Annotated in this window: 17 protein-coding genes; 12 read left to right on the top strand and 5 right to left on the bottom strand. The window is 60.8% G+C overall.

From position 1 onward, the window contains the following. The first annotated feature begins 106 nt into the window (after window positions 1-106). From murQ to tadA, 4 genes are all read left to right on the top strand, one after another. Window positions 107-1,003 carry an N-acetylmuramic acid 6-phosphate etherase gene (murQ, locus tag DW58_RS11655; RefSeq protein WP_024550567.1) on the top strand — a complete coding sequence of 299 codons (897 nt, stop codon included), beginning with the start codon at window positions 107-109 and terminating at the stop codon, window positions 1,001-1,003. Between the two features lie 17 nt (window positions 1,004-1,020). After that, on the top strand, window positions 1,021-2,382 hold the full coding sequence (locus DW58_RS11650) for a PTS transporter subunit EIIC (RefSeq protein WP_024550568.1): 1,362 nt from the start codon (window positions 1,021-1,023) through the stop codon (window positions 2,380-2,382). Between the two features lie 3 nt (window positions 2,383-2,385). Further along, window positions 2,386-3,021 (top strand): phosphatidylglycerophosphatase C, encoded by a 636-nt coding sequence (gene yfhb / locus DW58_RS11645; RefSeq protein ID WP_024550569.1) that lies wholly within the window; start codon window positions 2,386-2,388, stop codon window positions 3,019-3,021. Between the two features lie 112 nt (window positions 3,022-3,133). Continuing rightward, window positions 3,134-3,637 (top strand): tRNA adenosine(34) deaminase TadA, encoded by a 504-nt coding sequence (gene tadA / locus DW58_RS20135; protein ID WP_071789308.1) that lies wholly within the window; start codon window positions 3,134-3,136, stop codon window positions 3,635-3,637. Here tadA and mltF read toward each other — a convergent pair. Next, on the bottom strand, window positions 3,528-5,078 hold the full coding sequence (mltF, locus tag DW58_RS11635) for a membrane-bound lytic murein transglycosylase MltF (RefSeq protein WP_024550571.1): 1,551 nt from the start codon (window positions 5,076-5,078) through the stop codon (window positions 3,528-3,530). The two genes, tadA and mltF, sit on opposite strands and share 110 nt — an antisense overlap. A gap of 267 nt (window positions 5,079-5,345) precedes the next feature. On the opposite strand from mltF, the gene purL reads away from it, so the two are divergent. The 5 genes from purL (at window position 5,346) to glnB (ending at window position 13,830) form a co-directional block, all read left to right on the top strand. After that, the gene (gene purL, locus DW58_RS11630; RefSeq protein ID WP_029592927.1) at window positions 5,346-9,233 is read left to right on the top strand and encodes a phosphoribosylformylglycinamidine synthase; all 3,888 of its coding nucleotides are present in this window, start codon (window positions 5,346-5,348) and stop codon (window positions 9,231-9,233) included. A 598-nt stretch (window positions 9,234-9,831) separates the two neighbouring features. Then, window positions 9,832-11,268, top strand: a complete 1,437-nt coding sequence (qseE, locus tag DW58_RS11625; RefSeq protein ID WP_024549984.1) for a two component system sensor histidine kinase QseE/GlrK — start codon at window positions 9,832-9,834, stop codon at window positions 11,266-11,268. Then, complete coding sequence (gene qseG / locus DW58_RS11620) at window positions 11,265-12,059, top strand: two-component system QseEF-associated lipoprotein QseG (RefSeq protein ID WP_024549983.1); 795 nt, start codon at window positions 11,265-11,267, stop codon at window positions 12,057-12,059. Before qseE ends, qseG begins: the two co-directional genes overlap by 4 nt. Next, window positions 12,056-13,393: a two-component system response regulator GlrR gene (gene glrR, locus DW58_RS11615; RefSeq protein ID WP_024549982.1), complete on the top strand. Its 1,338-nt coding sequence runs from the start codon at window positions 12,056-12,058 to the stop codon at window positions 13,391-13,393. The genes qseG and glrR overlap by 4 nt, the downstream gene beginning before the upstream one ends. Before the next feature lie 98 nt (window positions 13,394-13,491). Then, window positions 13,492-13,830, top strand: coding sequence for a nitrogen regulatory protein P-II (glnB, locus tag DW58_RS11610; protein ID WP_024549981.1), 339 nt, complete (start codon window positions 13,492-13,494; stop codon window positions 13,828-13,830). Window positions 13,831-13,898: 68 nt separating this feature from the next. Here glnB and hmpA read toward each other — a convergent pair whose 3' ends face one another. Next, window positions 13,899-15,089: an NO-inducible flavohemoprotein gene (gene hmpA / locus DW58_RS11605; RefSeq protein ID WP_024549980.1), complete on the bottom strand. Its 1,191-nt coding sequence runs from the start codon at window positions 15,087-15,089 to the stop codon at window positions 13,899-13,901. A gap of 311 nt (window positions 15,090-15,400) precedes the next feature. Here hmpA and glyA point away from each other — a divergent pair, with 311 nt between their 5' ends. The 3 genes from glyA to DW58_RS11590 all read left to right on the top strand — a co-directional run bounded on the left by glyA (window position 15,401) and on the right by DW58_RS11590 (window position 17,518). Then, on the top strand, window positions 15,401-16,654 hold the full coding sequence (gene glyA / locus DW58_RS11600) for a serine hydroxymethyltransferase (protein WP_024549979.1): 1,254 nt from the start codon (window positions 15,401-15,403) through the stop codon (window positions 16,652-16,654). Window positions 16,655-16,717: 63 nt separating this feature from the next. Then, the gene (locus DW58_RS11595; RefSeq protein ID WP_024549978.1) at window positions 16,718-17,080 is read left to right on the top strand and encodes a MerR family transcriptional regulator; all 363 of its coding nucleotides are present in this window, start codon (window positions 16,718-16,720) and stop codon (window positions 17,078-17,080) included. 57 nt (window positions 17,081-17,137) lie between these two features. Further along, the gene (locus DW58_RS11590) at window positions 17,138-17,518 is read left to right on the top strand and encodes a carboxymuconolactone decarboxylase family protein (protein WP_024549977.1); all 381 of its coding nucleotides are present in this window, start codon (window positions 17,138-17,140) and stop codon (window positions 17,516-17,518) included. 36 nt (window positions 17,519-17,554) lie between these two features. On the opposite strand, the gene yghU is transcribed toward DW58_RS11590, so the two are convergent. From yghU to DW58_RS11575, 3 genes are all read right to left on the bottom strand, one after another. Beyond that, window positions 17,555-18,421, bottom strand: coding sequence for a glutathione-dependent disulfide-bond oxidoreductase (gene yghU / locus DW58_RS11585; RefSeq protein ID WP_024549976.1), 867 nt, complete (start codon window positions 18,419-18,421; stop codon window positions 17,555-17,557). A 153-nt stretch (window positions 18,422-18,574) separates the two neighbouring features. Beyond that, window positions 18,575-19,591 carry an alpha/beta hydrolase gene (locus tag DW58_RS11580; RefSeq protein ID WP_024549975.1) on the bottom strand — a complete coding sequence of 339 codons (1,017 nt, stop codon included), beginning with the start codon at window positions 19,589-19,591 and terminating at the stop codon, window positions 18,575-18,577. Between the two features lie 297 nt (window positions 19,592-19,888). After that, entirely contained in the window at window positions 19,889-20,509 is a 621-nt protein-coding gene (locus DW58_RS11575; RefSeq protein ID WP_024549974.1) for a DUF2238 domain-containing protein, read from the bottom strand. Window positions 20,510-20,630 lie beyond the last annotated feature (121 nt).

Here is a 20,630-nt window from a genome sequence, read left to right as displayed (position 1 = left end):
CGGCAAGTGTGATCGTTGACATAAAGGCGTGAAATAAACTCGCCCGAATGAATTTTATATTCCATTATAGCGTGGTTATTATGAATTAAATATTCAGGGGTGCAATATGAATCTTGGCGCGCTGGTTTCGGAATCCCGTAACCCGGAAACCATGGATCTCGACTCACTTTCGACCACAGAACTGGTGGAATGTTTCAACCGGCAGGACGCGCAGGTGGCGGATGCGGTACGCGCTACGCTGCCCGACGTCGCGAAAGCGGTGGATGCCGCCGCCGGGGCGCTGCGTGCCGGCGGGCGCATTATCTATATGGGCGCCGGCACCAGCGGGCGTCTGGGCGTGCTGGATGCCTCCGAGTGCCCGCCCACCTTCGGCGTGCCGCACGGAAAGGTGATCGGCCTGATCGCCGGTGGCCCTGGGGCGCTGCTGAAAGCGGTGGAGGGAGCCGAAGACGATCCGGCGCTCGGCAAGGCAGATCTGCAGAATCTCAGCCTGACAGCGCAGGATCTGGTGGTTGGGCTGGCCGCCTCCGGCCGCACGCCTTACGTCATCGGCGGCCTGGAGTATGCCGCGCGGGTGGGCTGCACCACCGTCGCCGTCTCCTGCAATCCCGCCTCGCCCATTGCGGCTCTTGCCGATATTGCTATCTCGCCGGTGGTCGGCCCGGAAGCGCTGACCGGTTCCACGCGCCTGAAGTCCGGCACCGCACAGAAGATGGTGCTGAACATGATCTCTACCGGGGCGATGGTGAAGTGGGGCAAGGTGTGGCAGAACCTGATGGTGGATATGCAGGCAACCAACGTGAAGCTGGTGGACCGCGCCTGCCGCATGGTGATGGAGGCCACCGGCGCGCCGCGCGATGAGGCGCAGGCGGTGCTGGCGCAGACCGGCAATGACGTGAAACCCGCGATTCTGATGATCCTGAGCGGGGTGGATGCGGCCACGGCGCGGTCGCGTCTTGAGCAGCACAACGGCTTTTTACGTGCGGCCTTAGCGCACCACTAACTCTACGGGGACGGGTCATGGACAAAACCTCAGCGCTGGCCAGCGGAATTTTGCGCGGCGTCGGCGGGCAGAGCAATATTCACCGGCTGGAGAACTGCATGACGCGCGTGCGCCTTGAGGTGCATGACGACGCGCAGCTGGACATCCCCGCGCTAAAAGCGTTGCCGGGGGTGAGCGGCTACGTCAAACAGGGCGTGCAGCATCAGGTGATTGTTGGTCCGGGGCGCGCGGCACAGGTGGTGGACGCCATGAACGCCCTGATGACCGGCGGCGCGCCTGAGGTGGTTGGCGATGCGGCGCACAACAAGGCGCAGGCCACGGCGCGCTACAAAGCCCCGATGAGCGACGCGCTGCGCAAGCTTGCCAACGTCTTTATCCCCCTGATACCGGCGTTTATCGCCTCCGGGCTTATCACCGGCATCGTGAATATCCTTAAGCGGCCCGATATCGTCGGCGACCTGGCGACCCAGTATCCCAACCTGATTGGGTTGCTGGGGATTTTCGGCAGCGCCGTGTTCGCGATCATGAATATCCTGGTGGGGGTCAACGCCGCGCGGGTGTTCGGCGGCTCCGTGGCGATGGGCGGTGTAATGGCGGGGATCCTCTCCAGCCCGCAGCTGGCGCAGATTACCCTGTTCGGTGAGGCGCTCCAGCCTGGCCGCGGCGGGGTGATCGCGGTGCTGCTGGTGGTGGCGCTGATGTGCTGGATAGAGAAGCGCCTGCGTGTGCTGCTGCCCGGCTCTGTGGAGCTGATCCTTAACCCGCTGCTGACCACGCTTATCACCGCGTCGGTGGCGATCGTGGCGCTACAGCCGGTGGGGGGGATGATCTCCGATGCCATCGCGCACGGCGCCACGCTGGCTATCGACAAAGGCGGGCTGCTGGTGGGCGCGTTGCTGGCCGGCACCTTTTTGCCGCTGGTGCTCACCGGCCTGCATCAGGGGCTGGTGCCTATCCACGTTGAGCTGGTGCAGGCGCACGGGGCGAATGCCCTCCTGCCGGTGCTGGCGATGGCCGGCGTGGGCCAGATTGGTGCCGCCATCGCGGTGCTGCTGAAAACCCGCAACGCGCGGCTTAAAAAGTTGATTAAAGGCGCGCTGCCCGTCGGGCTGCTGGGGGTAGGGGAGCCGCTGATTTTCGGCGTTACGCTGCCGCTTGGCAGACCGTTCCTCGGGGCCTGTCTCGGCGGCGCCGTCGGCGGGGCGGCCATCAGCTACTTCAAAGTGGCTACGGTCGTGACCTTTGGTATTTCCGGCCTGCCGCTGGCGTTAACCATCGTAACCGGAAAAGTTGTCCTCTATCTGTTAGGCTATTTACTGGCAGTTGCCGCAGGATTTCTTTTCACATGGTGCCTTGGCTTTAACGATCCAGAGGAGTGAGGTTTGGCAGATAACGAGCGTCGGGTAGTCTTTTTTGATTTGGATGGCACACTGCATCAGCAGGATATGTTTGGCACCTTTATGCGCTATCTCCTGCGCCAGCAGCCGCTGAATGCCTTGCTGGTGCTGCCGCTGCTGCCGGTTATCGGCCTCGGGTTGCTGATTAAAGGCCGTGCGGCGCGCTGGCCGATGAGCCTGCTGCTGTGGGGATGCACCTTCGGGCACAGCGAAGCGCGGCTGAAAGCGCTGGAGAAAAGCTTCGTTGCCTGGTTCCGGACGCACGTTACCGCCTTTCCGGTGGTGCAGGCGCGCTTAACCGAGTACCTCGCCAGTACCGATGCCGACGTCTGGCTGATTACCGGCTCCCCGATGCCGCTGGTAGAGCAGGTCTATGTCGATACCCCTTGGCTGCCGCGCGTCAACCTCATCGCCAGCCAGATCACCCGCCGCTACGGCGGCTGGGTGTTGACCCTGCGCTGTCTCGGCCACGAAAAGGTGGCCCAGCTTGAGCAGCAGATCGGCACGCCGCTGCGGCTCTACAGCGGCTACAGCGACAGCAAGCAGGACAACCCTTTGCTCTATTTCTGCCAGCACCGCTGGCGGGTCACGCCCCAGGGCGAACTCCAGCAGCTTGAGTGACCAGGCCTGTTCACCGGGCGGCAGCACGTGACGCCGCCCGTTCTCCTTCCGGATTTCGCTAAACATCATCGCTGTGTATAATGCGGCGCCTTTAACCGGTCAGGAGTTATCTGTGTCAGACAGCGAATTTACCCATGAATACTGGATGCGCCACGCGCTGACTCTCGCACAACGTGCGTGGGATGAGGGTGAGGTGCCCGTCGGGGCTGTGCTGGTGCATAACAACCAGGTGATTGGCGAAGGCTGGAACCGGCCAATTGGCCGCCACGATCCTACCGCCCACGCGGAGATCATGGCCCTGCGTCAGGGCGGGCTGGTGCTGCAAAACTACCGCCTGCTGGATACCACCCTGTATGTGACCCTTGAACCCTGCGTGATGTGCGCCGGGGCGATGGTGCATAGCCGCATCGGGCATCTGGTGTTCGGGGCGCGGGATGCCAAAACCGGCGCGGTGGGGTCGCTGATGGACGTTCCCGGACATCCTGGGATGAACCACGCGATGCAGGTTACGAGTGGGGTACTGGCACCAGCGTGTTCGGCCTTACTAAGTGCGTTCTTTCAAATGCGTCGTCTTGAGAAAAAGGCCCTAAAGGAAGCGGCCCGAAAGGCGGTTTGATCAGCTCCTGCGGACGGACGATCGGATAGTCCTGGGCGATCTTCGCCAGCCGCGCTGCCTTTTTCTCTTTCTCCAGCAAATAGCCGACCAGGCTAATCTGATACTTACGGATATTTTCCACGTAGGCGTAAGCCTCATGCCCGCGGGCGTAGCCGTAGGTGGTCTGGGTATAGTAGGGCTTGAGGCTCAGCAGCGACAGGCGCTGTTTGACGTCCGCCCAGCTGTCCGGATTGCCTTTTTGCTTCGCCGTCAGCGCCCTGGCGTCCAGCATGTGGGCGTACCCCATGTTATAGGCCGCCAGTGCAAACCAGATGCGCTCCTCTTCCGGCACCGTCTCCGGCACCTTTTTCATCATGTCGCTCAGGTAGCGCGCGCCACCGCTGATGCTCTGCTCGGGATCGAGCCTGTCGGTCAGCCCGACGCTCTGTGCGGTGTTGCGCGTCAGCATCATCAGCCCGCGCACGCCGGTGGGCGAGGTGGCCTGCGGGTCCCAATGCGATTCCTGATATGAAATCGCGGCCAGCAGCTTCCAGTCGATGTCGGTGGCGTATTTTTCAAACAGCGGCTGCAGCTCGGGCAGCAGGTTGTCCACGGCGCGCAGGAAGCTGCGGGTATCCACATAGTCAAAGTCGTTGCCGTGACCGAGATATTTCTCCTCCAGCCGCGCCAGGGTACCGTCTTCGTTGATCTGGTTGAAGAAACCGAGCATCGCTGCGGCCAGGGTATGGTCGCCGTCGCGGCGCGTATACCAGCTGACCGGCTGCTCGTCGGTCACGTCGAGGGCCACCGCCAGCTGCGGATGCACGCGCTGGAAGAGGTTCACCGCCACCGAGTCGGCGATGGTGTAGTCGATTTTTCCTTCCAGTACCTGGCTTAACAGCGCGTTGCTGTTCTTGTTGGCGTCCACGGTCCAGCTCAACGACGGGTACTTTTTCGCTTTCAGCGCTTCGAGATCGTTTAACACCGTCTGGCCCGGCGCAATCACCAGCTGATTCTCGTCAATCGCGCCGAGGGTGCGCGGGCGCAGAGAGCCAACGCGGTACACCAGCTGTTGGGAAACCGAGTAATAGGTCGGGCCCGGCTCGTAGTGCGTGCTGCGCGTGGCGTTGTACACCAGCCCGGCGGCCAGCAGGTCGGCATCGTCGTTGTCGAGGTCGTCGAACAGCTCGTTGATATTTTGACGCGGAGTCATCTCAAGCCGCACGCCGAGGTAGCGGGCGAACAGCTCGGCCAGCTCGTAATCGAGGCCGTAGGCTTTGCCGTTGACGGTGGTGTAGATCAGCGGTGAGGAGACGGTGCTGACGCGCAGTACCCCGCGGGCTTTGATCTCTGCGACGCGGTTTTCACCGCCGCTGAACCACGGGATGGCGGGCCACAAGGCTAACGCCAGCAGCACAGACACGATGCAGATAAACAGATAATTAAGCTTAAATTTTTTCAATCAGTTAATTCTCTGTAGTACGTCGAGCCTCAGCTGTTATTGTCGTTTAAATGGCAGGGTTACTGACGAATTGAGCGGCATTTTGCTTAACAATGAGCCAGTTGGCAACTAATTAGAGCGATTGGCGGCATCAAACAGGCGAAACGGCAACAAATTTTATTTCTACGCAAACGGTTTCGTCGGCGCGCTGGATTCACTATAATGGCGCCCGTTTTCCCCCTGCGCCCACTGACAGCGCTGCGCTGGCGCTGCAAAGACGAGAGACTTATGATGGAAATTCTGCGTGGTTCGCCCGCCCTGTCTGCATTCCGTATTAACAAACTGCTGGACCGTTTCAAGGCGCTTAACCTGCCGGTAACGGCGGTATACGCCGAATACGTTCACTTTGCCGACCTTGATGCGCCACTCAGTGCGGATGAACACACCCGCTTAGCCCGCCTGCTGCAGTATGGTCCAAGCCTCAGCAGCCACAATCCGGGCGGCACCCTGCTGCTGGTCACGCCGCGTCCGGGCACCATCTCTCCCTGGTCATCGAAAGCGACCGACATCGCGCACAACTGCGGTCTGGCGCAGATTGCCCGCCTTGAGCGCGGTGTGGCCTGGTATGTGGAAGCCGAGACCCTGACCGAAGCGCAGTGGCAGGCGGTCGCCGGCGAACTGCACGATCGCATGATGGAGAGCGTCTATCGCGATCTGAACGACGCAGAGCAGCTCTTCGCCCACCATACCCCAGCGCCGGTGCAGAGCGTCGATCTGCTCGGCCAGGGGCGCGATGCGCTGATGCAGGCCAACGTGCGTCTCGGCCTCGCGCTGGCAGACGATGAAATTGACTACCTGCAGGACGCGTTCACCCGTCTGGGGCGCAACCCGAACGACATCGAACTCTATATGTTTGCCCAGGCGAACTCCGAGCACTGCCGCCATAAGATTTTCAACGCCGACTGGGTGATTGACGGCGAGCAGCAGCCGAAGTCGCTGTTCAAAATGATCAAAAACACCTTCGAGAAAACCCCGGATCACGTGCTGTCTGCCTACAAAGACAACGCCGCGGTGATGGAAGGGTCGTCGGTTGGCCGCTTCTTCGCCGACCACAGCGCCGGACGCTATGACTACCATCAGGAAGAGGCGCACATCCTGATGAAAGTTGAAACCCATAACCACCCGACCGCCATCTCCCCGTGGCCGGGCGCGGCCACCGGTTCAGGCGGCGAAATTCGTGACGAAGGCGCCACCGGTCGCGGCGCGAAGCCGAAAGCAGGCCTGGTGGGCTTCTCGGTATCCAACCTGCGTATTCCGGGCTTCGAACAGCCCTGGGAAGAGGACTTCGGCAAGCCGGATCGGATTGTGACCGCGCTGGATATTATGACCGACGGCCCGCTGGGCGGCGCAGCGTTTAACAACGAGTTCGGACGCCCGGCCCTGACCGGTTATTTCCGTACCTATGAAGAGAAAGTGACCAGCCACAACGGCGAAGAGCTGCGCGGCTACCACAAGCCGATCATGCTGGCGGGCGGCATCGGTAACATCCGCGCCGATCACGTCCAGAAAGGCGAGATCGCCGTGGGCGCGAAGCTGATTGTGCTCGGTGGACCGGCAATGAATATCGGGCTGGGCGGCGGGGCGGCTTCGTCCATGGCCTCCGGCCAGTCCGATGCCGATCTCGATTTTGCCTCGGTGCAGCGCGATAACCCGGAAATGGAGCGCCGCTGTCAGGAGGTGATCGACCGCTGCTGGCAGCTCGGCGACGCCAACCCGATTCTGTTTATTCACGACGTCGGCGCGGGCGGGCTGTCGAACGCCATGCCGGAGCTGGTGAGCGACGGCGGACGCGGCGGGCGCTTTGAGCTGCGCGACATCCTCAACGACGAGCCGGGCATGAGCCCGCTGGAAGTGTGGTGTAACGAATCCCAGGAGCGTTACGTGCTGGCGGTCGCCCCGGATCAGCTGCCGCTGTTTGACGAGCTGTGCCGTCGCGAGCGCGCGCCGTATGCGGTAATCGGCGAAGCCACCGAAGCGCGTCACCTGTCGCTCCACGATAGCCACTTCAATAACCAGCCGATCGACATGCCGCTGGATGTGCTGCTGGGTAAAACCCCGAAAATGACCCGCAACGTCGCGCGCCTGCGCGCCGAGGGCCAGCCGCTGGATCGCAGCGGGATGACCCTCGCCGAGGCGGTGAAGCGCGTGCTGCGCCTGCCGACGGTGGCGGAAAAAACCTTCCTGGTGACCATCGGCGACCGTACCGTCACCGGTATGGTGGCGCGCGACCAGATGGTGGGTCCGTGGCAGATCCCGGTGGCCGACTGCGCGGTGACCACCGCCAGCCTCGACAGCTATCACGGGGAAGCGATGTCGCTGGGCGAGCGCGCGCCGGTGGCGCTGCTTGATTTCGCCGCCTCTGCCCGTCTGGCGGTGGGCGAAGCGCTGACGAACATTGCCGCCACGCAGATTGGCGATATCAAACGCATCAAGCTGTCGGCAAACTGGATGGCCGCCGCAGGCCATCCGGGCGAGGATGCCGGCCTGTATGAGGCGGTGAAAGCGGTAGGCGAAGAGCTTTGCCCGGCGCTGGGTCTGACCATTCCGGTGGGCAAAGACTCCATGTCGATGAAAACCCGTTGGCAGCAGGACGATGAACAGCGCGAGATGACGGCCCCGCTGTCGCTGGTGATCACCGCGTTTGGTCGTGTGGAGGACGTGCGCGGCACCGTGACGCCGCAGCTTGTCACCGAGGATAACGCCCTGCTGCTGATCGACCTTGGGAAAGGCCACAACGCGCTGGGCGCCACCGCGCTCTCGCAGGTGTGGCGTCAGCTCGGCGATAAGCCGGCGGACGTGCGCGACGTCGCGCAGCTCAAAGGCTTCTACGACGCGATGCAGGCGCTGGTGGCAGATCGCAAACTGCTGGCCTGGCACGACCGCTCAGACGGCGGCCTGCTGGTTACGCTTGCAGAGATGGCGTTTGCCGGTCACTGCGGCATTGAAGCCGACATCAGCAGCCTTGGCAGCGATGCGCTGGCCGCGCTGTTCAACGAAGAGCTGGGCGGGGTGATTCAGGTTCGCGCCGCCGATCGTCAGGCGGTGGAAGCCGTGCTGAACGCTCACGGTCTGGCGGACTGCGTGCACTATCTGGGTCAGGCGGTCGAGGGCGATCGCTTTACGCTGACCGCGCAGGGCGAAACCCTCTTCAGCGAAAGCCGCACCGCGATGCGCATCTGGTGGGCGGAAACCACCTGGCAGATGCAGCGCCTGCGCGACAACCCGGCGTGTGCCGATCAGGAGCATGCCGCGAAAGCCGACGACAGCGATCCGGGCCTCAACGTGACGCTGACGTTCGACATCAACGATGACGTGGCGGCGCCGTATATCGCTAAAGGTGCGCGTCCGAAAGTGGCGGTGCTGCGCGAGCAGGGCGTTAACTCCCACGTTGAGATGGCGGCGGCGTTCCACCGGGCGGGCTTCGACGCCATCGACGTTCACATGAGCGATCTGCTGGCCGGTCGTCTCGACCTGGAGGCGTTCCAGGCGCTGGTGGCGTGCGGCGGCTTCTCGTACGGCGACGTGCTGGGGGCGGGCGAAGGCTGGGCGAAATCCATTCTCTTTAACGAACGGGTGCGCGAGACCTTCCAGGAATTCTTCCATCGTCCGCAGACCCTGGCGCTCGGGGTGTGCAACGGCTGTCAGATGATGTCCAATCTGCGCGAACTGATCCCGGGCAGCGACCTGTGGCCGCGCTTTGTGCGTAACCAGTCTGACCGCTTCGAAGCCCGCTTCAGCCTGGTGGAAGTGACTACCAGCCCGTCGCTGCTGCTGCAGGGTATGGTTGGCTCGCACATGCCGATCGCGGTATCCCACGGGGAAGGGCGCGTGGAAGTGCGTGACGCCGCCCATCTGGCGCAGATCGAGAGCAAAGGCCTGGTGGCGCTGCGCTACATCGACAACGTCGGCAACGTGACCGAAACCTATCCGGCCAACCCGAACGGTTCACCGAACGGGATTACCGCGGTGACCAGCGAAAGCGGGCGCGTCACCATCATGATGCCGCACCCGGAGCGCGTGTTCCGCACCGTGGCGAACTCCTGGCACCCGGCAGAGTGGGGCGAGGACAGCCCGTGGATGCGCATCTTCCGCAACGCCCGTAAGCAGCTGGGCTAATGAGAAGGGGAGCGACTCGTTCCCCTTTTTTATTACCGCCTTCGCTTTCCGGCAAAGCGTTTGCAGTGAGATTACATAATATCTGTGATGCTCCCCGCAAAGGTGTCGGGAAACTGCGACACCCGGCGCCTGTCGCTGTCGCCAAAAGGTGACATTTAATTCATTGATTTATATGGACTTAATTTTATGGCGTGCGGGGTGTTGGTTTAAGGCGACACTCTGGCGCACAACTGAGCAAAAGCGCTTTGAGATGAAAAGCGATTAAATGGTTTATTTATCATAGTTTTGCGAATTATTTTCGAGTGTTGGCACGCATCCTGCAAGTATATTACCAGTGGCTCATTCACCTTCTTATGTCAGACCCTTCGGGAGCGCTACATAAACCTCAGAATGACGCACAACAAGGTGCCTGCCGTCCAACTCCTGATTATCGCTTCGCGTTATCAGACTCCAGGGCGACACGTTGAGTAAGGCACCGCCTATTTCGCGACAAAGGCAGGGTAATTACCCTGCCTTTGTTGTTTCTGACAGCCAGCGCTTCCCACCGCTGCCGCTCTCCGTTAGCATCCTGTTATTCCCGTAAACGTGAGACAACCCGTTGAAACGCTGGTCCCTGTTCCCCCGTTCGCTTCGCCAGCTGGTGATGATGGCCTTCCTGCTGATTCTGGTGCCTTTGCTGGTGCTGGCCTGGCAGGCGTGGCAGAGCCTCAACGCCCTGAGCGATCAGGCTGCGCTGACCAACCGCACCACGCTGGTGGATGCCCGCCGCAGCGAAGCGATGACCAATGCCGCGCTGGAGATGGAGCGCAGCTATCGCCAGTACTGCGTGCTGGACGACCCGACCCTGGCGCGCGTTTACCAGAGCCAGCGCAAGCGCTACGCCCAGATGCTGGATGCCCATGCCGGCGTGCTGCCGGATGAAAAGCTTTATCAGGCGCTGCGCGAGAACCTCAACGATCTGACGCTGCTCCAGTGCAAGAACAGCGGCCCGGACAGCGCCGCCGCCGCCAGGCTTGAAGCCTTCGCCAGCAACAACACCGAAATGGTGCAGGCCACCCGGGCGGTGGTGTTTTCACGCGGCCAGCAGCTTCAGCAGGAAATCGCCGAACGCGGCCAGTTCTTCGGCTGGCAGGCGCTGATCCTGTTCCTGGTAAGCCTCGCGCTGGTGATGCTCTTCACGCGCATGATTATCGGTCCGGTAAAAGGCATTGAGCGGATGATCAACCGCCTTGGCGAGGGGCGCTCGCTGGGCCACACCGTGGCGTTCAAAGGCCCGCGGGAGCTGCGCTCCGTCGGGCAGCGCATCATCTGGCTGAGCGAACGTCTCGCCTGGCTGGAGTCCCAGCGCCACCAGTTCCTGCGGCATCTTTCCCACGAGCTGAAAACCCCGCTGGCCAGTATGCGCGAAGGCACCGAACTGCTCGCTGATAAAGTGGTCGGCCCGCTGACCACGGAGCAGAAAGAGGTGGTCGATATTCTCGACACCAGCAGCCGTAATCTGCAAAAGCTTATCGAACAGCTGCTGGACTACAACCGCAAGCTGGCGGACACCCAGGTCGAGCTGGAGGAGGTCGAGATCGAACCGCTGGTAGATATGGTTATCTCCGCTCACAGTCTGCCTGCACGGGCTAAAATGATGCATACCGAGGTGGAGCTGGAAGAGCCGGTGTGCCTGGCCGAACCGATGCTGCTGATGAGCGTACTTGATAATCTCTATTCCAATGCGGTGCACTATGGGAGTGAATCCGGTACCATTTATATCCGCAGCCGCAACGTTGGATCGCGCCTGCGCATTGAGGTGGCAAATACCGGAACACCGATCCCCGAGGCGGAGCGGGAGATGATCTTCGAACCTTTCTTTCAGGGAAGCCTGCAGCGTAAGGGCGCGGTCAAAGGCAGCGGCCTGGGCCTGAGCATTGCCCAGGATTGTATTCGTCGTATGCACGGCGAGCTTCGTCTGGTGGATGAAAACGACGCAGACGTCTGTTTTCGTATTGAACTACCTGCCCTTGAGCCGGAAACATCACAACAATGAGTCTACGAGTTATGAATTTACTGCGGCCCGTTTTGTCGCGTCTGTTGCGCCCACGCGCGCTTCGTACCGTTCTTTGCGCAAGCCTTGCCGGCGCGCTGCTGAGCGGATGCGTTGCCCATCCGGTGAAAAGCTCGATTAAAAATAAAAATGAACCGCAGCTTCCGGATCATCAGCTCGCTGATTTTCTCTCAACCGACTGCCTGGATATCTGGCAGCTCGGTGGACACAGCACCGAGACCAACCCGCTTTACTGGCTGCGCGGCATGGACTGCGCGCTGCGCCTGACCCCGGCGGAGGCACGCGCCCAGGCGCGCCGCTGGTCGAACACCACCTGGCAGGACACCTTCAAACGCGGCATTCTGCTGGCCAATGCGAAAATTACCCCCGGCGAGCGTCGCCGCTACGTTACGGCGCTGGACGATCTGAGCATTGGCATCCCGGCGCAGGTGCGCCCGCTGTTTCAGGTGTGGCGCGACGGGCAGGCCTCGCTGCTGCAGCTCTCCGACGAGCGAACGCGCTATAGCAAGCTGCAGCAGAGCACCGACGGCGAACTGGATACCCTGCGCCAGCAGCAACAACACCTGCGCAGCCAGCTTGACCTGACCACCCGCAAGCTGGAAAACCTCACCGATATCGAGCGTCAGCTCTCCTCGCGTAAACCGGCCAGCAGCTACATGCAGGACAACGCGCACCCGGCACCGGACGGCAGTAAAGCGACGCCGCCCACTGATGAAGTTGAGAAACCGGACAATAGCAGCGCCACCCCGGCGCAGGAGGAACCTGCCCAATGACGCAGCATAAACCTGCCCGCCTGCTGCTGGTGGATGACGATCCGGGGCTGCTTAAGCTGCTCGGTATGCGCCTGACCAGCGAAGGCTACAGCGTCGAAACCGCCGAAAGCGGAGCCGAAGGGCTGCGCGTGCTGGCGCGCGAAAAAATTGACCTGGTGATAAGCGATCTGCGCATGGACGAGATGGACGGTCTGCAGCTGTTCGCCGAGATCCAGAAAATGCAGCCCGGCATGCCGGTGATCATTCTCACCGCCCACGGTTCGATCCCGGAGGCGGTCGCCGCCACGCAGCAAGGCGTGTTCAGCTTTCTGACCAAACCGGTGGATCGCGACGCGCTGTACAAAGCCATTGATGACGCGCTGTTGCACACCGTCTCGACCAGCGACGATCTGTGGCGGGAATCCATCGTAACCCGCAGCCCGATCATGCTGCGTCTGCTGGAGCAGGCGCGCATGGTGGCGCAGTCCGACGTCAGCGTGCTGATCAACGGCCAGAGCGGCACCGGGAAAGAGATCCTCGCCCAGGCGATTCATAACGCCAGCCCGCGCAGTAAGAAAGCCTTTATCGCGATCAACTGCGGCGCGCTGCCGGAGCAGCTGCTGGAGTCCGAGCTGTTCGGTCATGCCCGCGGTGCCTTTACCGGGGCGGTGAGCAGCCGCGAAGGGCTGTTCCAGGCCGCGGAGGGCGGCACGCTGTTTCTGGACGAGATTGGCGACATGCCGATCCCGCTGCAGGTGAAGCTGCTGCGCGTGCTGCAGGAGCGCAAAGTGCGTCCCCTCGGCAGCAATCGCGACCTGGATATTGACGTGCGCATCCTCTCCGCCACCCACCGCGACCTGCCTAAAGCGATGGAGCGCGGTGAGTTCCGCGAGGATCTGTTCTATCGCCTCAACGTGGTGAACCTGAAGATCCCGGCGCTGCACGAGCGCGCCGAGGACATTCCGCTGCTGGCGGCGCACCTGCTGCGCCAGTCAGCGGATCGGCATAAGCCCTTTGTGCGCAGCTTCTCGACCGACGCCATGAAGCGCCTGATGACCGCCAGCTGGCCGGGCAACGTGCGCCAGCTGGTGAACGTGATTGAGCAGTGCGTAGCGCTCACTTCAGCGCCGGTGATCAGCGATGCGCTGGTGGAGCAGGCGCTTGAGGGCGAGAACACGGTGCTGCCGACCTTTGTCGAAGCACGAAACCTGTTCGAGCTGAACTACCTGAGGAAAATCCTCCAGATCACCAAAGGCAACGTCACCCATGCGGCGCGCATGGCGGGGCGCAACCGGACCGAATTTTACAAGCTGCTGTCGCGCCATGAGCTGGATGCCAACGACTTTAAAGAGTAGTTTTCGGCATCCATTGGCACGCAGAATATGATACGGTGAGCAACCGATTACGCACACTGCAGAACACCTGACCGGCGAGCAGAGTTTAAGGACCCACGATGAAAAAAATTGATGCGATTATTAAACCATTCAAACTGGATGATGTGCGCGAAGCGCTGGCGGAAGTTGGCATCACCGGCATGACCGTGACCGAAGTAAAAGGCTTTGGTCGTCAGAAAGGGCATACCGAACTCTATCGCGGCGCCGAGTATATGGTGGATTTCCTGCCGAAGGTAAAGATTGAAATCGTGGTCACCGATGACATCGTCGAAACCTGCGTTGATACCATCATCCGCACGGCGCAGACCGGGAAAATCGGCGACGGCAAAATCTTCGTCTTCGACGTGGCGCGCGTGGTGCGTATCCGTACCGGCGAAGAGGACGACGCGGCGATTTGATTCTCCGCGCACGCTAAAAAAGGCAGGTCATGTGACCTGCCTTTTTTGTTTTTGCCGTTGGAGAGGGATTACAGGACTTTGTGCGGGCCGAAGCACTCGTAGTGGATGCGGTCCTGGTCAACGCCCAGCGCCACAAGCTGCTGTGCCGCGAACTGCATAAACCCGACCGGCCCGCACAGGTAGCACTGCATGGTGGGATCGCTGAAGGCCGCCTCGTGCTGCGCTAATTCCATCAGCCCTTCGCTGTCGAAGCGCACCGCGTCGCGATCCGCTTCCGCCGGGGTCTGGTACCAGACGTGGGAGGCGAAATGCGGCAGCATGGCACCGCGCTGGGCCACTTCGTCGGCAAAGGCATGCACCTCGCCGCTCTGCGCGGCATGGAACCAGTTAACCTGCGCCGGATGCCCGGCGTTAGCCAGGGTGTCCAGCATGGCCAGCATCGGGGTCTGACCGACGCCAGCGGAGATGAGCGTCACCGGCGTGTGCGGCGCGACGTCCATAAAGAAATCCCCTGCCGGGGCGGCAAGGTGAATCACGTCACCCGGCTGCGCATGCTGATGGAGCCAGTTCGACACCTGGCCTTCGCCTTCACGTTTCACCGCGATGCGGTAGCTTTTGCCGTTCGGCTTGCGGGTGAGCGAATACTGGCGAATCTCCTGATGGGCAAACTCCTGCGGCTTGATCCAGACCGCGGTGTACTGGCCGGGCAGGTAGTCAGCGACCGGGCCGCCGTCCACCGGCTCCAGCTCAAAGCTGGTGACAACCGCGCTCTGCGGCGTTTTGCTGACGATACGAAACGCGCGGGTGCCTTCCCAGCCGCCGGTTTTCTGGACATTGCTCTGATAGATCTCCGCTTCGCGGTTGATAAACACCCCGGCCAGCACGCCATAGGCTTTACCCCACGCATCCAGCACCTCCTGACCCGGACTCAGCAGCTCATCAATGGTCGCCAGCAGATGCTCGCCCACGATGTTGTACTGCTCCGGTTTGATATGGAAGCTGGTGTGCTTCTGCGCGATTTTTTCCACCGCCGGCAGCAGCACCGCCAGGTTTTCAATGTTAGTCGCATAGGCGCAGATGGCATTGAACAGCGCTTCACGCTGATCGCCATTGCGCTGGTTGCTCATATTGAAAATCTCTTTCAGCTCGGGGTTGTGCTGGAACATGCGGTCATAAAAGTGCGCCGTCAGCCTGGGACCGGTGGCGGCGATAGCGGGGATGGTGGATTTCACAACGGCGATGGTTTGAGCGTCTAACATAGCAGGTCCTTTTTTAATGTTGTATTTGAAATGCATGTTATAGCTAATACCCCTGTGTTGTAAAGGGGGAAATGGGCTCCCTGCCGCTGCGCCAGATGAAAAATCCACATCTCAAAAATGAAAAGAATTCGTGAAAACCAGGGTTGTGCTTTCATCGTCAAAGCCTTGCGTGACGCCATGCCAATCGTTTGCGTAAAAACCTTTGTCAAGACCTGTTATCGCACTTTTAATCAGTTATACTGGGGGCCGTTGCCGGGCAGGGTGCGACCCGCAGGCGAAAAATATACTGTTAGCTGAGTCAGGAGATGCGGATGTTAAAGCGTGAAATGAACATTGCCGATTATGATGCCGAACTGTGGCAGGCTATGGAGCAGGAAAAAGTACGTCAGGAAGAGCACATTGAACTTATCGCCTCCGAGAACTACACCAGCCCGCGCGTGATGCAGGCGCAGGGCTCTCAGCTGACCAACAAATATGCGGAAGGCTACCCGGGCAAGCGCTACTACGGCGGCTGCGAATATGTCGATATCGTTGAGCAGCTGGCTATCGATCGCGCCAAAGCGCTGTTCGGCGCCGACTACGCTAACGTCCAACCGCACTCCGGCTCGCAGGCTAACTTCGCCGTCTACACCGCGCTGCTGCAGCCGGGCGATACCGTTTTGGGTATGAACCTGGCGCAGGGCGGCCACCTGACCCACGGCTCCCCGGTTAACTTCTCCGGTAAGCTCTACAACATCATCCCTTACGGCATCGATGAGTCAGGCAAAATTGACTATGAAGACATGGCGAAGCAGGCGCAGACGCACAAACCGAAAATGATCATCGGTGGCTTCTCTGCTTACTCCGGCATCGTTGACTGGGCAAAAATGCGTGAAATCGCCGACAGCATCGGCGCGTACCTGTTCGTTGACATGGCGCACGTGGCAGGCCTGATCGCCGCAGACGTTTACCCGAACCCGGTTCCGCACGCGCACGTGGTCACTACCACCACCCATAAAACCCTGGCGGGTCCACGCGGTGGCCTGATCCTGGCGAAAGGCGGTGACGAAGAGCTGTACAAGAAACTGAACTCTGCGGTATTCCCAAGCGCGCAGGGCGGCCCGCTGATGCACGTTATCGCGGCGAAAGCGGTGGCGCTGAAAGAAGCGATGGAGCCAGAGTTTAAAGTTTATCAGCAGCAGGTGGCTAAGAACGCTAAAGCGATGGTGGACGTGTTCCTGAACCGCGGCTACAAAGTGGTGTCCGGCGGCACGGAAAACCACCTGTTCCTGCTGGACCTGGTTGATAAAAACCTGACCGGTAAAGAAGCTGACGCAGCCCTGGGCCGCGCCAACATCACCGTCAACAAAAACAGCGTGCCGAACGATCCGAAGAGCCCGTTCGTGACCTCCGGTATCCGTATCGGTTCTCCGGCGGTGACCCGTCGCGGCTTCAAGGAAGCAGAAGTCAAAGAGCTGGCTGGCTGGATGTGTGACATTCTGGACAACATCAATGACGAAGCGGTCATTGAGCGCGTGAAAGGCAAGGTGCTCGACATCTGCGCACGCTTCCCGGTTTACGCATAAGCGTCAGCCCTGTTGAAAAAGCCGCCGCGGGCGGCTTTTTTTTTGCCTGATAGCGGAGGGAATATGCGCATTCAGACCTTTGCGGCGCTGACCCGTCTGTCGGTCCACACGCTGCGCTACTATGAAAAAATCGGCCTGCTGCATCCGGGGCGTAACGCCAGCGGTCACCGGGACTACCGGGAAAACGAGGTGGAGTGGATAAGCTTCATCAAGCGCCTGAAAGAGACCGGGATGCCGCTTGAGGCAATCCAGCGCTATGCCCGGTTGCGCAGCCAGGGCAACAGCACGCTGGCCGAACGCCGTACGCTGCTGGCACATCACGCCGATCGCCTGGCGCAGCGGCTTGCCGAACAGCAGGCGCATCTGATTCAGCTTGAGGCCAAGATGGCCTGGTATGACGGCGAACTGCTAAAAAACGGCGCTTGACCTGGAGTTAACTCGAAGGTTTACCGTTGTCTTCACATTCACACAGGAGACAACATCATGACCCCATCCCGCTATGACACCGGCCTTGCGCGCCTTGCTGAAATTGACGGCGCCGCCGGCGAGAACGTGATTGCCGCGCTGGCCGACGTGGCCCCCGATCTCGGCAGATACGTAATTGAATTCGGCTTCGGCGATATCTACAGCCGGCCGGGGTTGGACCTGAAAAGCCGCGAGCTGGCGACCATCGCCGCGCTCACCGCCCTGGGCCACGCCCAGCCGCAGCTTGCCGTCCACCTGCACGCGGCGCTCAACGTCGGCTGCACCCGGAATGAAATTATCGAAGTGATTATTCAGATGGCGCTTTATGCCGGTTTTCCGGCAGCGCTTAATGCGATGTTTACTGCCAAAGCGGTGTTCAACGAGGTGGCGGATGCCTGAAGAATCCCTGCCGCCAGGGCAGGGAGGTGATAGCCGTTAATCCTGATGCTTATCGGCGGTGCGGGTGTCGAAGTCCGACGCGTCGTGACGCTCGTGAAGCTGTGAGGCTGGCTCACCGGTGAGCCGGTTCACCATACGTCCGCGCTTCACCGCCGGACGGCTCGCCACCAGTTCTGCCCAGCGCACCACGTTCTTATACGATTTCACGTCGAGGAACTCGGCGGCCTCATAGATACCGTCCAGCACCAGCGCGCCATACCACGGGAAAATCGCGATATCGGCGATGCTGTACTCGTCCCCGGCGATGTAGCGGCGGGTGGCGAGCTGCTTATCCAGCACGTCGAGCTGACGTTTGGCTTCCATCGAGAAGCGCTCAATGGCGTACTCGATTTTCAGCGGCGCATAGTGGTAGAAGTGCCCGAAGCCGCCGCCCAGGTAAGGGGCAGAGCCCTGCAACCAGAACAGCCAGTTCAGCGCCTCAGTGCGCCCGGCGTGATCCTTGGGCAGGAAATAGCCGAACTTGTCCGCCAGATAGAGCAAAATGGCGCCCGACTCGAACACGCGCAGCGGCGGGGTGACAGACCGATCTTCCAGCGCCGGAATTTTAGAGTTCGGGTTAACGCCAACAAAGCCGCTGCCGAACTGATCCCCCTCGCCGATACGAATCAGCCAGGCGTCGTACTCTGCCGCCGTCACGCCCAGTGCCAGCAGCTCCTCCAGCAGAATCGTTACCTTCTGACCGTTCGGTGTTGCCAGTGAATAGAGCTGTAGCGGATGTGTGCCGACCGGCAGCGCTTTTTCATGCGTTGCACCGGAGACTGGACGGTTGATGGATGCCCATGTGCCTGCGCCGCCCTGTTTCCAGGTCCAGACTTTTGGCGGTTGATATTGATTTTCCGACATATTATTGCCCCGTTTGCCTGAGTTGACTCTTCGAGTGTAGCAGGAAGCGCAGACCGGGTTTAGCAGGATGGGGCGTTAAGCTCGCCGCGGGATGGCCGCGGGCCGACGCCGAAAATGCGGGTATCAAAGGCGGCTTTCGCCGCCTGAGGGACGTTATTTCAGATGGGTTTTCAGTTCTGACGCGGCCTGGGAGATGGCCGTGCGCACGGCAGGCTCCTGGCTCAGAGCATTCAGCAGACCGTAGTCGTGGATCATGCCGTTATAGCGGGTGACGGTCACCGGCACGCCAGCGGCGTCGAGTTTGCGGCCAAAGGCTTCACCCTCGTCACGCAGGACATCAAGCTCCGCGGTCTGGATAAGCGTCGGCGGCAGGCCTTTCAGCTCTTCCGTGGTGGCGCGCAGCGGGGAGGCCAGAATGTTGTTACGGTCGGCGTCGCGGGTGGTGTAGTTATCCCAGAACCACTTCATCATATTGCGGCTCAGGAAATAGCCGTTCTGGTACTGCTCATAGGAGGCGGTATCGAAGCGCGCATCGGTCACCGGCCAGAGCATCACGTCATAGCGGATAGCTGGGGTGTGGTTACGCTTCGCCTGCAGCGCTACGGCGGCGACCATGTTTCCGCCCACGCTGTTGCCCGCCAGCGCCAGACGGCTGCCGTCAACGCCAATCTCGTCGCCGTGCTCAGCCACCCATTTTGTCGCCTCGTAGGCCTGGGTAATGGCAACCGGGAAGTGCGCTTCCGGGGACGGGGTGTAGTTCACAAACACCGCCGCGGCACCGGATTCGTTCACCAGATCGCGCACCAGACGCTCGTGGGTCGGGAAGTCGCCCAGCACCCAGCCGCCGCCGTGGAAGAACATAAATACCGGCAGTTTACCCGTTGCGCCAACCGGCTTGACGATGGTCAGGGTCAGCGGCTTGCCGAGCGCAGTAATGGTCTTCTCACTGACCTCAGCGGCGGGCAGCGCCGCGCCTTTTTGCGCGCCGATCAGCACGTCACGCGCCTGCTGTGGGGAGAGCTGTTCAATCGGCTTTCCGCCGCCGGCGTTAAGCACTTTCAGGAAGGCGGCCACGCCCACGGTCGGGGCAGGGGTATTATCGGCCTGCGCAAAAGGAGCAGCGGTGGAGGCCAGAATGGCAGCGGCGAGAACGGCGTGCTTGATGGTCATTTTTATCTCCTGCTATTATATCGCGTGCTATTTAAATGGCGGCGTAAGTGCCGGTTGATGAGCTGAACTATAGCGCCTGGTTTTTTAGTTGCAAGCAGTAATTTATCGAGCAATTAGATTGTGCGCTATTTTAATGGGGAATGCTAAGGGGAAGACTGGATTAAGGTGACGTAATAGTCTGATGATTTCGTTTAATTCGGTTTTATTTGTCTTTGCGGGGAATTCAGGCGGTACATCAACAGCGCTTTACTCTGATTATCGGTGTGGCGGTGTTCAGCGCCACACCGGATGCCTGCCTCAGCGGCGCAGACGCGCTATCTGGCGCGAGTGCCACCTGCCGAGCACCACTACCGTAAACAGCGCGCCGAGCAGGGCGCAGAACATGTCCGACTGGGTATCCCACGGGTCGCCCTGGGTCCCGAGGAAATCATCCGCGCCCTGGCCCAGCGCCAGCGCCGCCCACCACTCAATCAGCTCATACAGGGCGCTTATCGCCAGCGCAATACAGCAGACAATAAAGGCGAGCATCCGTCTGCCGCGCACGATAGCGCCGCGCAGCAGGATCTCCCGCGCCGCCAGGGCCGGCACCAGCCCCTGGAAAAAGTGGCCGAGCTTATCGTAAGGATTGCGATCCAGTCCCAGCCAGCTCTGCACCTCAAACCCCACGGGCACCTTCGCGTAGGTGTACATGCCGCCAACGATGAGGATCACCGCATGGAAAAAAATCAGCACGTAAAGCAGGGGCGTTAGCGGGTAGCGCTGAACCGTGGCCCACAGCAGCGGCACCACGATGATGACCGGGGTAACTTCCATCAGCCAGGTCGCCCTGTCGGCGGTGGCGATGCCGGTGAGGATAATCAGCGCCAGCAGGAGTGCCGCACCGCACGCCAGCAGCCGGGGAGAGAGGGTGGATTGCATGATCGTTCCTTTACGCAGGGAAAGCGCTACTATCCGACTGCAGGCCAGAAAAAACAATATCCGTCATGCGGTTAACCGCCCCAACCAAAGAAGCGTGAGCGACTGCAACAGGCGATGTGGC

Origin of the sequence: Siccibacter turicensis LMG 23730, assembly GCF_000463155.2 — a bacterium.
Classification (GTDB): Bacteria; Pseudomonadota; Gammaproteobacteria; order Enterobacterales; family Enterobacteriaceae; genus Siccibacter; species Siccibacter turicensis.
The sequence above is the reverse complement of the archived record's forward strand: the minus strand, read 5'-3'. Positions and strand labels throughout refer to the sequence as shown.

Excerpts from the sequence above, each read along its gene's own strand:
- yghU (WP_024549976.1), bottom strand. The coding sequence starts at position 18,421 with ATGTCGGAAAATCAATATCAACCGCCAAAAGTCTGGACCTGGAAACAG.
- DW58_RS11580 (WP_024549975.1), bottom strand. The coding sequence starts at position 19,591 with ATGACCATCAAGCACGCCGTTCTCGCCGCTGCCATTCTGGCCTCCACC.
- glnB (WP_024549981.1), top strand. The coding sequence starts at position 13,492 with ATGAAAAAAATTGATGCGATTATTAAACCATTCAAACTGGATGATGTG.
- qseG (WP_024549983.1), top strand. The coding sequence starts at position 11,265 with ATGAGTCTACGAGTTATGAATTTACTGCGGCCCGTTTTGTCGCGTCTG.
- murQ (WP_024550567.1), top strand. The coding sequence starts at position 107 with ATGAATCTTGGCGCGCTGGTTTCGGAATCCCGTAACCCGGAAACCATG.
- DW58_RS11575 (WP_024549974.1), bottom strand. The coding sequence starts at position 20,509 with ATGCAATCCACCCTCTCTCCCCGGCTGCTGGCGTGCGGTGCGGCACTC.
- purL (WP_029592927.1), top strand. The coding sequence starts at position 5,346 with ATGATGGAAATTCTGCGTGGTTCGCCCGCCCTGTCTGCATTCCGTATT.
- DW58_RS11595 (WP_024549978.1), top strand. The coding sequence starts at position 16,718 with ATGCGCATTCAGACCTTTGCGGCGCTGACCCGTCTGTCGGTCCACACG.
- DW58_RS11650 (WP_024550568.1), top strand. The coding sequence starts at position 1,021 with ATGGACAAAACCTCAGCGCTGGCCAGCGGAATTTTGCGCGGCGTCGGC.
- hmpA (WP_024549980.1), bottom strand. The coding sequence starts at position 15,089 with ATGTTAGACGCTCAAACCATCGCCGTTGTGAAATCCACCATCCCCGCT.
- glrR (WP_024549982.1), top strand. The coding sequence starts at position 12,056 with ATGACGCAGCATAAACCTGCCCGCCTGCTGCTGGTGGATGACGATCCG.
- glyA (WP_024549979.1), top strand. The coding sequence starts at position 15,401 with ATGTTAAAGCGTGAAATGAACATTGCCGATTATGATGCCGAACTGTGG.
- DW58_RS11590 (WP_024549977.1), top strand. The coding sequence starts at position 17,138 with ATGACCCCATCCCGCTATGACACCGGCCTTGCGCGCCTTGCTGAAATT.